Origin of the sequence: Microbacterium sp. NPDC079356 (genome assembly GCF_049545465.1) — a bacterium.
GTDB lineage: Bacteria > Actinomycetota > Actinomycetes > Actinomycetales > Microbacteriaceae > Microbacterium > Microbacterium gawkjiense.
In genome coordinates this window covers 133,996-147,499 of record NZ_JBMWDN010000002.1, presented here as the reverse complement: position 1 = coordinate 147,499, position 13,504 = coordinate 133,996, and the positions used below count along the sequence as shown (strand labels likewise).

13 protein-coding genes and 1 tRNA gene are annotated in these 13,504 nt (G+C 69.5%); 12 read left to right on the top strand and 2 right to left on the bottom strand.

Features of this window, described 5'->3' with window-relative positions; all coding sequences use genetic code 11:
- Positions 1–16: 16 nt before the first annotated feature.
- Genes gabT through ACPEH0_RS05500 form a run of 7 tightly spaced genes read left to right on the top strand, consistent with a single transcriptional unit; the run spans position 17 to position 9,512 of the window.
- Positions 17–1,375, top strand: coding sequence for a 4-aminobutyrate--2-oxoglutarate transaminase (gene gabT, locus ACPEH0_RS05530; protein WP_366213863.1), 1,359 nt, complete (start codon positions 17–19; stop codon positions 1,373–1,375).
- Between the two features lie 2 nt (positions 1,376–1,377).
- Positions 1,378–2,847, top strand: a complete 1,470-nt coding sequence (locus ACPEH0_RS05525; protein WP_366213864.1) for an amino acid permease — start codon at positions 1,378–1,380, stop codon at positions 2,845–2,847.
- Complete coding sequence (locus ACPEH0_RS05520) at positions 2,848–4,206, top strand: flavin monoamine oxidase family protein (protein WP_366213865.1); 1,359 nt, start codon at positions 2,848–2,850, stop codon at positions 4,204–4,206.
- Positions 4,203–5,087, top strand: a complete 885-nt coding sequence (locus tag ACPEH0_RS05515) for a universal stress protein (RefSeq protein WP_217530784.1) — start codon at positions 4,203–4,205, stop codon at positions 5,085–5,087. Before ACPEH0_RS05520 ends, ACPEH0_RS05515 begins: the two co-directional genes overlap by 4 nt.
- 17 nt (positions 5,088–5,104) lie before the next feature.
- Positions 5,105–6,670 (top strand): APC family permease, encoded by a 1,566-nt coding sequence (locus ACPEH0_RS05510; RefSeq protein WP_366213866.1) that lies wholly within the window; start codon positions 5,105–5,107, stop codon positions 6,668–6,670.
- Positions 6,667–8,127: an NAD-dependent succinate-semialdehyde dehydrogenase gene (locus ACPEH0_RS05505; RefSeq protein WP_366213867.1), complete on the top strand. Its 1,461-nt coding sequence runs from the start codon at positions 6,667–6,669 to the stop codon at positions 8,125–8,127. Before ACPEH0_RS05510 ends, ACPEH0_RS05505 begins: the two co-directional genes overlap by 4 nt.
- A gap of 20 nt (positions 8,128–8,147) precedes the next feature.
- Complete coding sequence (locus ACPEH0_RS05500) at positions 8,148–9,512, top strand: NAD-dependent succinate-semialdehyde dehydrogenase (protein WP_366213868.1); 1,365 nt, start codon at positions 8,148–8,150, stop codon at positions 9,510–9,512.
- Here ACPEH0_RS05500 and ACPEH0_RS05495 read toward each other — a convergent pair.
- Positions 9,496–9,681 (bottom strand): hypothetical protein, encoded by a 186-nt coding sequence (locus ACPEH0_RS05495; protein ID WP_366213869.1) that lies wholly within the window; start codon positions 9,679–9,681, stop codon positions 9,496–9,498. The genes ACPEH0_RS05500 and ACPEH0_RS05495 overlap by 17 nt on opposite strands.
- Entirely contained in the window at positions 9,609–10,433 is an 825-nt protein-coding gene (locus ACPEH0_RS05490; RefSeq protein ID WP_423719422.1) for an ATP-binding protein, read from the bottom strand. The genes ACPEH0_RS05495 and ACPEH0_RS05490 overlap by 73 nt, the downstream gene beginning before the upstream one ends.
- Positions 10,434–10,649: 216 nt before the next feature.
- On the opposite strand from ACPEH0_RS05490, the gene ACPEH0_RS05485 reads away from it, so the two are divergent.
- From ACPEH0_RS05485 to rplA, 5 genes are all read left to right on the top strand, one after another.
- Positions 10,650–10,722 (top strand) — tRNA-Trp (locus ACPEH0_RS05485).
- A gap of 44 nt (positions 10,723–10,766) precedes the next feature.
- Entirely contained in the window at positions 10,767–11,033 is a 267-nt protein-coding gene (gene secE / locus ACPEH0_RS05480) for a preprotein translocase subunit SecE (protein ID WP_366213870.1), read from the top strand.
- Between the two features lie 107 nt (positions 11,034–11,140).
- Complete coding sequence (gene nusG / locus ACPEH0_RS05475; RefSeq protein ID WP_217530788.1) at positions 11,141–12,151, top strand: transcription termination/antitermination protein NusG; 1,011 nt, start codon at positions 11,141–11,143, stop codon at positions 12,149–12,151.
- A gap of 188 nt (positions 12,152–12,339) precedes the next feature.
- On the top strand, positions 12,340–12,771 hold the full coding sequence (rplK, locus tag ACPEH0_RS05470; protein WP_064002980.1) for a 50S ribosomal protein L11: 432 nt from the start codon (positions 12,340–12,342) through the stop codon (positions 12,769–12,771).
- Positions 12,772–12,784: 13 nt separating this feature from the next.
- Positions 12,785–13,474 (top strand): 50S ribosomal protein L1, encoded by a 690-nt coding sequence (gene rplA / locus ACPEH0_RS05465; protein ID WP_311860121.1) that lies wholly within the window; start codon positions 12,785–12,787, stop codon positions 13,472–13,474.
- Positions 13,475–13,504: the final 30 nt, after the last annotated feature.

Genomic DNA, 13,504 nt, shown 5'->3' with positions numbered 1-13,504 from the left:
CCTCTACGCTCGCCGCATGAGCACCTCGACCGCAGCCGTCACCACGCCCCTCGGCGGACCGTCCCTCCCGCAGGAGCGCCGCCTCGAGACCGCCATCCCCGGGCCCCGCTCGCAGGAGCTCCTTTCGCGCAAGGCCGAGGCCGTCGCCGCGGGCGTCGGGCACACCGTCCCTATCGCGGCCGTCGCCGCCGGCGGTGGCGTCGTGGTCGACGCCGACGGCAACTCGCTCATCGACCTCGGCTCGGGCATCGCCGTCACGACGGTGGGTGTCGCGCACCCGAAGGTCGTCGAGGCGATCGCCGCCCAGGCCGCGCAGCTGACGCACACCTGCTTCATGATCTCGCCGTACGAGTCCTACGTGGAGGTGGCCGAGAACCTCAACCGGCTCACCCCCGGCGACCACGCGAAGAAGAGCGCCCTGTTCAACTCCGGCGCCGAGGCGGTCGAGAACGCCGTCAAGATCGCCCGCAAGTTCACCGGCAAGCAGGCCGTCGTCGCCTTCGACCACGCCTACCACGGCCGCACCAACCTCACGATGGCGCTCACCGCCAAGTCCATGCCCTACAAGAGCGGCTTCGGCCCGTTCGCCTCCGAGATCTACCGCGTGCCCGGTTCGTACCCGCTCCGCGACGGACTGTCGGGGGCGGATGCCGCGGCCCGCGCGATCTCGATGATCGAGAAGCAGGTCGGTGCCGACAACCTCGCCGCCGTCATCATCGAGCCCATCCAGGGCGAGGGCGGCTTCGTCGTCCCGGCCGACGGCTTCCTGCCGGCCGTCGTCGACTGGTGCCGGGACAACGGCGTCGTCTTCATCGCCGACGAGGTGCAGTCGGGCTTCGCCCGCACCGGCGCCATGTTCGCGAGCGAGCACTTCGGCATCGTTCCGGACCTGATCACCACGGCCAAGGGCATCGCTGGGGGAATGCCCTTGGCCGCGGTCACGGGACGCGCCGACATCATGGACGCGACGCACACCGGCGGCCTCGGCGGCACGTACGGCGGCAACCCCGTCGCATGCGCGGCCGCGCTCGCCGCGATGGACGCGTTCGAGAACGACGGTCTCATCGAGCGCGCGCAGCGGATCGAGGCGCTGCTGACGGCTCGGCTCGGCGCGATGGCGGCATCCGACCCCCGCATCGCCGAGGTGCGTGGGCTCGGCGCCATGATCGCGATCGAGTTCGTCGACCCGACGACCGGAGCGCCGGACGGTGCGCTCACGTCCGCGGTCGCGAAGGCCTGTATCGCCGAAGGCGTCATCGTGCTCACGTGCGGCACCTACGGCAACGTGATCCGCTTCCTGCCCCCGCTGTCGATCAGCGACGACCTGCTGACCGAGGGCCTCGACGTCCTCGCGCAGGCGCTGAAGACGGTCTGAGTATGGCGGGGTCCGACAACTGGTCGCAGCCGGTCTCTCCCGAGACGTCGGCGGGGCTCGGCGCGGTGACGCAGGCGCGTTCCAGCAAGCTGCGCTCGCGGCACGTGACGATGATCACCCTCGGCGGGATCATCGGGGCGAGCCTGTTCGTCGGGTCCGGCAACGTCATCCGCGAGGTCGGACCCGCCGCGATCGTCTCGTACCTGATCGGCGGTCTGCTCGTCTTCTTCGCCATGCGCATGCTGGGCGAGATGGCGGCATCCCGTCCCGCGATCGGCTCGTTCATGGAGTACGCCCGCGTCGGTCTCGGCGACTGGGCGGCGTACCTCGTGGGCTGGCTGTACTGGTACTTCTGGGTCGGAGTCCTCGCCTACGAGGCGGTGCTCGGCGGCGAGACGCTCCACACGTGGCTCCCGGCGCTGCCGTCCTGGGCCTGGTCGCTCATCCTCATCGCGATCTTCGTCGGCACCAACGTCATCTCGGTTCGCACCTTCGGCGAGGTCGAGTTCTGGCTCGCGAGCATCAAGGTGCTCGCCATCGTCGTGTTTTTGGGCGCCGGCATCCTCTTCGCCCTCGGACTCTGGCCGAATGCGACCTTCGCCGTCCCGAACCTGTGGGAGCACGGCGGGTTCGCTCCTAACGGCATCGGCGTCGCCTTCACCGGCGTCGCGCTCGTGATCTTCTCCTACTTCGGCACCGAGATCGCCGTCATGGCCTCGGCCGAGTCCGTCGACCCCGCCAAGGGCATCCGGCAGGCGACGAGCACGATCATCTGGCGCATCCTGCTGTTCTTCGTGGGGTCGGTCCTCGTCATCGTCACCGTCGTCCCCTGGGACGAACTGCCCGTGCCGACCGACGTCGCCAACGCGCCCTTCACGATCGCGCTGTCGCGCTTCGGCATCCCGTTCGCCGACGTGATCATGCAGCTCGTCATCTTCACGGCCGTCATCTCGGTGCTGAACTCCGGGCTGTACTCGGCCTCGCGCATGTTCGCCGCGCTCGCCGACAAGGGGTTCGCCCCGAAGGTCGTCGCCCGCCGCTCCCGCACCGGGGTGCCGGTGTTCGCCCTGCTCGCCTCGACGATCGGCGGGCTCATCGCGACGCTCGTGAACTTCGTCGCCCCCAGCTCGGGGATCTTCGACTTCATCATGAACTCGGCGGGCCTCGTCGCCCTCTTCGTCTACGTCTTCATCGCGCTCACGCAGATGCGGCTGCGGCAGAAGATGACGCCCGACGAGGTCGCCGCGTTGAAGCTCAAGGTATGGCTGCACCCGTGGCTCAACATCCTGCTGATCGCCGCGATCACCGCCGTCGTCGCCATCATGCTGACGTCCGAGTCCGGGCGCGCGCAGGTGTGGACGAGCCTCATCGCGACCGCCGTGCTGCTCGTGTTCTGGCCGCTCGTGCGGCGCAACCTCCGTCGCCGGCCCGACCACGCGCCGACGACCAACTCTCTGACGAAGGAGTCGTGAATGACCGAGATCACCCGTGACGTCGTGATCGTGGGAGCCGGTGCCGCCGGTCTCACCGCCGCGAACGAGCTGCGCAAGGCCGGTCTGTCGGTCGCCGTCCTCGAGGCGCGCGAGCGCGTCGGCGGTCGCCTGTGGACCGACGTCGTCGACGGCGCGATGCTCGAGCTCGGCGGCCAGTGGGTCTCGCCCGACCAGGACGCCCTCATCGAGACGGTCGCCGAACTGGGTCTCGAGACCTTCAGCCGCTACCGCGATGGCGACAGCGTCTACGTCGGGCCCGACGGCACCGTGTCGCGTTTCACGGGCGAGATGTTCCCCGTGAGCCCCGAGACCGAGCGGACGATCGACGAGATCACCCGCCGGCTGGACGCGATGGTCGCCGAGATCGACCCCGACCGTCCCTACGCGCACCCGAAGGCCGCCGAGTGGGACACGATCACGTGGGACGCGTGGCTCCGCCAGCAGACCGACGACGACGAGGCGGTCCGCAACCTCGCCTTCGCGACCGGGTCGGCGATGCTCACGAAGCCGACGCACGCCTTCTCGCTGCTGCAGTCCCTGCTCATGGCCGCGAGCGCCGGCAGCTACTCGCACCTCGTCGACGCGGACTTCATCCTCGACAAGCGCGTCGTGGGCGGCCTGCAGCAGGTGCCGGTGCTCCTGGCGGAGCGCCTCGGCGACGACGTCTTCCTGAACCGTCCGGTGCGCACCCTGGAATGGTCGGATGCCGGGGTCACGGCGCACGCCGAGGGCCTCACCGTCCGCGCGCGCAGCGCGATCCTCGCCCTCGCGCCGGTGCTGTACCACCGGATCTCGTTCGAGCCGCCGATGCCGCGTCTGCAGCATCAGATGCACCAGCACCTGTCGATGGGGTTCGTCATCAAGGTGCACGCCGTCTACGAGACGCCGTTCTGGCGCGAGAAGGGCCTGTCGGGCACCGCCTTCAGCCCCTACGAGATCTGCCACGAGGCCTACGACAACACGAACCACGAGGACCCGCGCGGCACGCTCGTCGGCTTCGTGTCGGACCGCAACGCCGACGACATGTTCCGCCTCACCGCCGAGGAGCGCAAGGAACGCATCCTCGAGTCGCTGTCGCACTACTACGGCCCCGAGGCGAAGGACCCGGTCGTCTACTACGAGAGCGACTGGGGCACCGAGGAGTGGACCCGCGGCGCCTACGCGGCGAGCTTCGACATGGGCGGCCTGCACCGCTACGGCGCGGATGTGCGCACGCCCGTCGGGCCCATCCACTTCGCCTGCAGCGACATCGCGGGCGCCGGCTACCAGCACGTCGACGGCGCGATCCGCATGGGTCGCCTGGCCGCCCGGAACGTCCTCGCGGACGGCCGGGCATGAGCGGCCGGATCGTCGTCGGGTACACCGCGACGAAGGCAGGCCGCGACGCGGTGGCCGTCGCGGGCGGGCTCGCCGCGGCATCCGGTGCCGAGCTCGACATCGTCCTGGTCCTGCCGGGGGAGGGGCGCAGCGTCATCACCCCTCCCGACGCGTCGTACGACCGCTACCTGCTCGGCCAGGCCGAGTCCTGGCTCGCCGAGGCGGCCGCGGATGTGCCGAACGGCGTGGTCCACCGCGAGCACGCCCGCTACGCCGAGTCGTTCGCCGAGGGTCTCGTCGAGGCCGCCGACGAGTTCGGCGCCTCGCACCTCGTGGTGGGCGCCGCCGACGGCGGCTCGCGGGGCCGTCACCGGCTGGGCTCCACGACGAGCCAGCTGCTCCACTCCTCCGACGTTCCGGTTGTGCTCGTGCCGCGCGGTGCGCGCAAGCGGGTGACGGATGCCGGTGTTCCGCGCCTGACCGTCGCGGTCGGCACGCGTGCCGGTGCCGACGTCCTCCTCGAGGAGGCCGTCGCGCTCGCGTCGGCGACGGGGGCGTCGCTGCGCCTCGTCTCGCTCGTGACGGTCGACCTGCCCGCCTCGGTCGACACGGGGGTCATCCGCCTCGCCGGGGCCGCCCACGCCGAGAAGGTCCTCGACGACGTCCTGACGGCCATCCCCGAGGGGGTCCGCGCCGACATCGTGACCGCGAAGGGCGACAGCATCGAGGATGCCGTGGCCCACCTCGACTGGCTGCCGGGCGAGATGATCCTCGTCGGCTCGAGCCGCCTCGCGCAGCCGCGGCGCCTCTTCCTGGGATCGGTCGCGGCGAAGCTGCTGAGCGAGATCCCGGTGCCGATGGTCGTCGTGCCTCGCACCCGCACCCCCGAACAGTCCCGCTGATCCGAAGGAGCTCGACGATGCGCCAGCACGCCGCAGAGAAGATCCCCGGCGCGAAAGACGCCGCGATCTCCGCCAAGGGCCTCAGCGCCGGAACGGTGGGCCTGGTCGGCGCCGTCGTGATCGGTGTCTCGACGATCGCCCCCGCCTACACGCTCACCGCCTCCCTGGGGCCGACAGTCTCGGCGGTGGGCGTGCAGGTGCCCGCCGTGATCCTCGTCGGGTTCATCCCGATGCTGCTCGTCGCTCTGGGCTACCGCGAGCTGAACCGGGTCATGCCCGACTCCGGAACGAGCTTCACGTGGGGCGTCCGCGCCTTCGGCCCGTGGATCGGATGGATGACGGGCTGGGGCCTGATCGCGGCGACCGTCATCGTGCTGTCGAACCTCGCCGGCATCGCCGTCGAGTTCCTCTTCCTGCTGATCGCGCAGATCAGCGGCAACGAGGGCATCGCCGAGCTCGCCTTCAACCCGTTCATCAACGTCGGGGTGTGTCTCCTGTTCCTCCTGGGCGCGACGCTCGTGTCCTACCGCGACATGCAGACCACGCAGAAGTTCCAGTACGTCCTCGTTGGTTTCCAGGTCATCGTGCTCGTCCTCTTCGCGGTCGCCGCCTTCGTGAAGAGCTTCAGCGGGGACGGCATCGACCACCTCGCCTTCGACTGGTCGTGGGTCAACCCGTTCGAGGTGTCGAGCTTCAGCGCCTTCGCCGCGGGCATCTCGCTGTCGATCTTCATCTTCTGGGGCTGGGACGTCGTCCTGACGATGAACGAGGAGACGAAGGACCCCGACCGCACGCCCGGACGCGCCGCGATGGTGACCGTCGTGGTCGTGATGGCGCTCTACCTCGCCCTGTCCGTCAGTCTGATGATGTTCGCCGGCGTCGGGACCGGGGAACTCGGGCTCGGCAACGAGGACATCTCGGCGAACGTCTTCTTCGCGCTCTCGGGCCCCGTGCTCGGACCGTTGGCGTTCCTCGTCTCGCTGGCCGTGCTCTCGAGCTCGGCGGCATCCCTCCAGTCCACCGCGGTGGGACCGGCCCGGACGCTGCTGGCGATGGGGCACTACGGCGCGTTGCCGCGTCGGTTCGCCGCCGTCAGCCCGCGGTTCTTCACGCCCGGCTTCGCGACGATCGTGTCCTCCGTCGTCGCCGCGGTGTTCTACGCGGTCATGCGGCTGCTCAGCGAGAACGTCCTCACCGACACGATCCTGTCGCTCGGGATGATGATCTGCTTCTACTACGGGCTCACCGCCTTCGCGTGCGTCTGGTACTTCCGCAAGCAGTGGTTCGATTCCGTCCGGTCGTTCCTGTTCACATTCCTCTCGCCGCTCGTCGGCGGGGTGATCCTCGCCGTCATCTTCGTCACGACCCTCGTCGACTCGATGGACCCGGCCTACGGGTCCGGCTCCGAGGTGTTCGGCGTCGGCCTCGTGTTCATCCTCGGGATGCTGATCATCGTCGTCGGGATCGTCACCATGATCTGGCAGTCCGTCCGCCGTCCGGCGTTCTTCCGCGGGCAGACGCTCGCGATGGACGCACCCCCCAGTGCGCGGAAGCTGCGCGCAGAAAGCGAGAACAACCGATGACCTCCCGCGAGTCCGACTTCCTCGCCCAGATCCCGAACCAGCTCTTCATCGGAGGCCGGTGGGTGGATGCCGAGGAGGGAAAGACCCTCGACGTGTTCGACCCGTCGACGGGAGACGTGATCCGGCGGATCGCCGACGCCTCGCCGGGCGACGGTATCCGGGCCCTCGACGCGGCCGTCGCAGCGCAGGAGGCGTGGGCGGCGACCGCGCCCAGGGAGCGGAGCGACATCCTCCGCCGCGCGTTCGACCTCGTGCAGGCCCGCAAGGAGGACCTCGCCCTTCTCATGACCCTCGAGATGGGCAAGCCCCTCGCCGAGTCCCGGGGAGAGGTGGCCTACGGGGGCGAGTTCCTGCGCTGGTTCAGCGAGGAGGCCGTGCGCATCTCGGGCCGCTACGGCATGAATCCCGAGGGCACGGGGCGCATGGTCGTCTCGCAGCGCCCCGTGGGTCCGTCCTTCTTCATCACGCCGTGGAACTTCCCGCTCGCGATGGCGACTCGCAAGATCGCCCCCGCGCTCGCCGCGGGCTGCACCGTGGTCGTGAAGCCCGCCGAGCTGACGCCGCTGACGACCCTGTTCTTCGCGCAGCTGCTCGCCGAGGCCGGCGTCCCCGAGGGCGTCGTCAACGTGATCACGACCTCGTCGTCGAGCGCGGTGTCGGGGCCGATCATCTCCGACCCGCGGCTGCGGAAGCTCTCCTTCACGGGGTCCACGCCCGTCGGTCAGAAGCTCATCGCCCAGGCGGCCGAGGGCGTCCTGCGCGTCTCGATGGAGCTGGGCGGCAACGCGCCGTTCGTCGTCTTCGAGGACGCCGACCTCGACAAGGCCGTCGACGGCGCGATGCTCGCCAAGTTCCGCAACGTCGGACAGGCCTGCACGGCGGCCAACCGCTTCATCGTGCACGAGTCGGTCGCGGCCGAGTTCTCGCAGCGCGTCGCCGACCGCGTGCGCGCCATGAACGTGGGACGCGGCACCGAGGACGGCGTGCAGATCGGTCCGCTCATCGACGACCGCGCGGTCGCGAAGGCGCAGGAGCTCGTCGGCGACGCCGTCGAACGGGGCGCCCGCATCCTGGCCGGCGGCAACGCCCTCGAAGGTCCCGGCACCTTCTACGAGCCGACGGTCGTCGAGGGTGTCGTCCCCGGCAGCGCGATCCTCCGCGAGGAGATCTTCGGGCCGGTGCTGGCGATCTCCACCTTCTCCGACGAGGACGAGGCCGTGCGCCTGGCCAACGACACCGAGTACGGGCTCGTGTCCTACGTCTTCACACAGGACCTCGCCCGCGGCCACCGCATGATCGACCGTCTCGAGACGGGCATGATGGGCCTGAACGTCGGCGTCGTGTCCAACGCCGCCGCCCCGTTCGGCGGGGTCAAGCAGTCGGGCATGGGGCGCGAAGGCGGCCTGGAAGGCATCCACGAATACCTGAACGTGAAGTACACCCTGATCCCCGCCTGAGCGGGACGAAGAGGAGCATCATGAGCGACTACGCCGTCATCGACCCCGCCACGGGGGAGACCCACGCCACCTACCCGACCGCCACCGCCGACGAGGTGGAGCGCGCCCTGGCCACCGCCGACGAGGCCGCCCGCGGGTGGGGGCGCACCTCCACGCCCGCTGAGCGGGCCGACCTGCTGCGCCGCGCCGCGCAGCTGCACCGCGAGCGCCGCGACGAGCTCGCGAAGATCATCGTCCGCGAGATGGGCAAGCAGATCGACGGCGCGCTCGGCGAGGTCGACTTCGCCGCCGACATCACCGAGTACTACGCCGACCACATCGAGGAGATCACCGCGGACGCGCCCGTCCCGATCGACGGCGACGGCACCGCCGTCATCCGCAAGGCGCCCCTGGGCGTGCTGCTGGGCGTCATGCCGTGGAACTTCCCCTACTACCAGGTGGCCCGTTTCGCGGCCCCGAACCTGGCGGTCGGCAACACGATCCTCCTCAAGCACGCGCCGCAGTGCCCCGAGTCCGCGGCGGCGATCGAGGCGATCTACCGCGACGCGGGCTTCCCCGAGGGCGCGTACACGAACGTCTACCTGACGAACGAGCAGGCCGCCGACGTCATCGCCGACCCGCGGGTGCAGGGCGCCTCGGTGACGGGTTCCGAGCGTGCCGGCGCGGCGGTCGCCGAGGTCGCCGGGCGCAACCTCAAGAAGGTCGCCCTCGAGCTCGGCGGGTCCGACCCGTTCATCGTGCTGTCGGCCGATGACATCGACGCGGTCGCGCAGGCGGCGGTCGACGCGCGCCTCGACAACACCGGGCAGTCCTGCAACGGCGCGAAGCGGTTCATCGTCGTCGACGGGCTCTACGACGCGTTCCTCGAGGCGTTCACCGCCAAGATGGCCGCGGCGAGCGTCGGCGACCCGTGGAGCTCGGACACGGTCCTCGGCCCGCTCTCGTCGGTCGCGGCCGCCGAGCGTCTCGAGAAGCAGATCCGGGATGCTGCGGCCCAGGGCGCCACGATCGTCACCGGCGGCACCCGCGACGGTGCCTTCTTCACCCCGACCGTCCTCACGGGCGTCACCCCCGAGATGGACGTTTACCGCGAGGAGCTGTTCGGTCCGGCGGGCGTCGTCTACCGCGTCGCGAACGAGGACGAGGCGGTCCGCCTCGCCAACGACACCCCGTTCGGCCTCGGATCGTACGTGTACACGACCGACCCCGAACAGGCGAAGCGGGTCGCCGACAGGATCGAGGCGGGCATGGTCTACGTCAACCTCGTGCTCGCCGACGAGCCGGGCCTGCCCTTCGGCGGCATCAAGCGCAGCGGCACCGGCCGCGAGCTGGGGCTCCTGGCGGCCGACGAGTTCGTCAACAAGAAGCTCATCCGCATCGGCTGAACGAACGGCCGGCCAGCAGGCGCGCGCGCGTGTCGAGCACGTCGGCGACGTACCAGTGCGCCTCGTTGGCCCGGCCGAGCGCCAGCGCCTGGTCGATCACGTCGGAGGCGTCCTCGTCGCCGCGCTGCATCTTGGCCTGCGCGAGCAGGTGCAGCGCCTCGGTGAGCACGCCGACCTGGTCCTCGCGGTCCCGGATGAGGCCGATCGCGGTGTCGAACGCGAGCACGGCGTCGTCGAACTCCCCGAAGTTGCCGAGGTGCCGGCCCTGCTGCACGAGCGCCTGCGCCTGGCCGCCGGCTCGGTGACGGTCGTCTCGCCGCCGCCGGGGAGGTCGACCACGACGGTGTGGGGCAGGTAGCGCCCGAACGTCTCGGCGAGGTCGAGGACGGTGCTCGTTTCGAGCAGCGACCGCGTGTCGGCGCGCGGGGTCAGGTGCACGCTCGTCCCGACGGGGAGGTCGCCCGCGTACGGCGACACCGTGAAGGTGCCGTCGGCGTGGCCGGTCCATTCCACGGCGCCGTCCCCCGCGGCGCTGCGCGAACGGATGACGATCGTGTCGCACACCATGAAGCACGACAGCATCCCGATGCCGAACTGGCCGAGGAAGTCGCCGCGCGGCAGATCGAAGATGTCGCGCTTCGAGCTGCGTCCCACCGTCGCGAGCAGATCCGCGACCTCGGCCTCGGTGAGCCCGATGCCGTCGTCGCGCAGGACGAACTCGTCCGACGCGGCGCTCACGGGCGTGATCCGGATGCGGCCGCCCCCGCCGTCGAGCGCACGTCGAGCGGCGATCGCGTCGACGGCGTTCTGGAGGAGTTCGCGCAGGAACACGCGGGGGCTCGAGTAGATGTGGCGACTGAGGAGGTCGATGACACCCCGGAGGTCGACCTGGAACTGGTGGGCGGCGGAACTGTCGGTCACCGGGCTCCTCGTGATCGTCCGCGCGCCGGACCCCCTCCGGCGCTGCCGCGACGGGACGGCCGGACAAGCCTAGCGAGGCCCTTCCGGGAGGGGGAGGGATGCCGCGCGTTCGCCAGCCCGCGAGGCATGCCGTATGCTTGTGCGCGCAGTTGTCTGCATTCTTTTGCCGTGCCCATGGGGTCGGCGAGGATGTGGATCCCCGGGTCGCAAGACCTTAGGGCGGTAGCTCAATTGGCAGAGCAGCGGTCTCCAAAACCGCAGGTTGCAGGTTCGATTCCTGTCCGCCCTGCGCGTCAGCGTCAGCTGACTCGAACCGAGCAACAGGTGGGTTGAATGGTCCAGGATGAGCCGAACGGCGAGGTCGTCGCTGCCAGCAGCGGCGCCACCCGTGAGAAGAAGCTCAACTTCTTCCAGCGGATCGCCGTCTTCATCCGTCAGGTGATCGCCGAACTCCGCAAGGTCGTCACGCCGACCCGGCAGGAGCTCGTCAAGTTCACGCTCGTGGTCCTCGGATTCGTCGTCGTCGTGATGGCGATCGTCTACGGGCTCGACCTGCTCTTCACCTGGGTCACGGACATCGTCTTCGACGTGCCGAGCTGACGAACGGACGACCATCCGTCGCGGTGACGGACGGCATCCCGGACCACGGGATCACCCGCCGACGCGCCGCTGAACATCGAAGCCGAACCTGCAGGGAAGTGAATGACGTGACCGAAAGATATGTCGACGACGCCGACTGGTCGACCGCCGCGGAGCAGTCCAGCGAGGACGACGAGGCCCAGGAGGGCAACGTCCTGGCCGACCAGGAGCGTTCCGCCGAGTCCGCCGAGCACGCCGCCCTGCACATCGAGGACGACGAGCCCTCCGATGACGAGCCCACGGGAGAGGACGCCGTCGTGATCGAAGACCCCGAGGCCGACCGCATCGTGAACGACGCGCTCGAGATCGACCAGGCCGACGAGGCCGAGGCCGCCGCCGAGGTGCTGACCGAGTCGCTCGCCGACGAGGAGGCCGAGCGCGCTGCGGCCGCCGCCGACGAGGTCGCCCCCTACGACGGTCCCGAACTCGGCGACGACGAGGACGAGGACGAGACCCCCGAGGACCCGTACGAGGCGTTCCGTCAGGAGCTGCGCTCGCTCGAGGGCAAGTGGTACGTCATCCACTCCTACGCCGGCTTCGAGCGCAAGGTGAAGGCGAACATCGAGCAGCGCAAGTCGACGCTCGAGGTCGAGGACGACATCTACCAGGTCGAGGTCCCCATGGAGGACGTCGTCGAGATCAAGAACGGCCAGCGCAAGATGGTCAACCGCGTGCGGATCCCCGGCTACGTGCTGGTCCGCATGGAGCTCAACGAGGACACCTGGTCGGTCGTGCGTCACACGCCCGGTGTCACCGGCTTCGTCGGCAACGCCCACAACCCCACGCCGCTGCGCTTCGAAGAGGCCTTCAACATGCTGAAGCCCCTCGTCGAGGCCAAGGAGGTCGCCCCCGCCAAGGCCGGTGCCGCCAAGGGCTCCGCCACGCAGGCGCGCTCGGTCGTCACCGAGGTCGACTTCGAGATCGGCGAGACGATCACGATCAAGGAGGGTTCGTTCGCGGGTCTGCCCGGATCGATCTCCGAGATCAAGCCCGAGAGCGGCAAGCTCACCGTCCTCGTCTCGCTCTTCGAGCGCGAGACGCCGGTCGAGCTCAGTTTCGACCAGGTCACCAAGCAGTAAGCGCCGCACCGCGCGACGCGAGGGCCCCGCTCCGGCGGGGCCTTCGCCGTACTGCCGGAGGATGCCGGATGCGGTAGACTCATGTGGTTTGTGCGTCGCTTCGTCGCGCGCACGGACACCACCACGACCCGGAACCGCCGGGACCGTGGGAGAACGGGGCATCCGTCCCGCTCGTGAAAGGAAGAGGAATGGCACCGAAGAAGAAGGTGACCGGCCTGATCAAGCTTCAGATCAACGCCGGTGCCGCCAACCCGGCGCCGCCGATCGGCCCCGCGCTCGGTCAGCATGGCGTCAACATCATGGAGTTCTGCAAGGCGTACAACGCCGCGACCGAGTCGCAGCGCGGCAACGTCATCCCCGTCGAGATCACCGTCTACGAGGACCGCAGCTTCACCTTCGTCCTGAAGACCCCGCCCGCCGCGGAGCTCATCAAGAAGGCCGCCGGCGTCGCGAAGGGCTCGAAGACCCCGCACACCGTCAAGGTCGCGAAGCTCACGAAGGACCAGGTCCGTCAGATCGCCGAGACGAAGATGCCCGACCTGAACGCGAACGACATCGAGGCCGCCTCGCTGATCATCGCCGGCACCGCCCGCTCCATGGGCATCACGGTCGAGGACTGAGGGGAAGAACATCATGGCTAAGTCCAAGGCTTACGAAGCAGCAGCGGCGAAGATCGACCGCTCCACGTTCTACTCCTCCGAGGAGGCCGTCGCCCTCGCGAAGGAGACCGGCTCCGCGAAGTTCGACTCGACCGTCGAGGTCGCGCTGAAGCTCGCCGTCGACCCGCGCAAGGCGGACCAGATGGTCCGTGGCACGGTCATCCTGCCCCACGGCACCGGCAAGACCGCCCGCGTCATCGTGTTCGCGACCGGTCCCGCCGCCGAAGCGGCCATCGCCGCAGGTGCGGACGAGGTCGGCGGCGCCGAGCTCATCGAGAAGGTCGCCGGTGGCTACACCGCGTTCGACTCGGCGGTCTCCACCCCCGAGCTCATGGGCCAGGTCGGTCGCCTCGGTAAGGTCCTCGGACCCCGCGGCCTCATGCCGAACCCGAAGACCGGCACCGTGACCCCCAACCCGGCCAAGGCCGTCGAGGAGATCAAGGGCGGAAAGATCGAGTTCCGCGTCGACAAGCACGCCAACGTCCACTTCGTGGTCGGCAAGGCGTCGTTCTCGGCCGAGCAGCTCAACGAGAACTTCACCGCCGCTCTCGAAGAGATCGTGCGTCTGAAGCCCTCGAGCGCGAAGGGCCGCTACATCCAGAAGGGTGCCATCTCGACCACGTTCGGTCCCGGCATCCCGCTGGACGTCAACGCTCTCGTCTGAGGTTACCGACAGCAAGGGGCTCCACCTCCG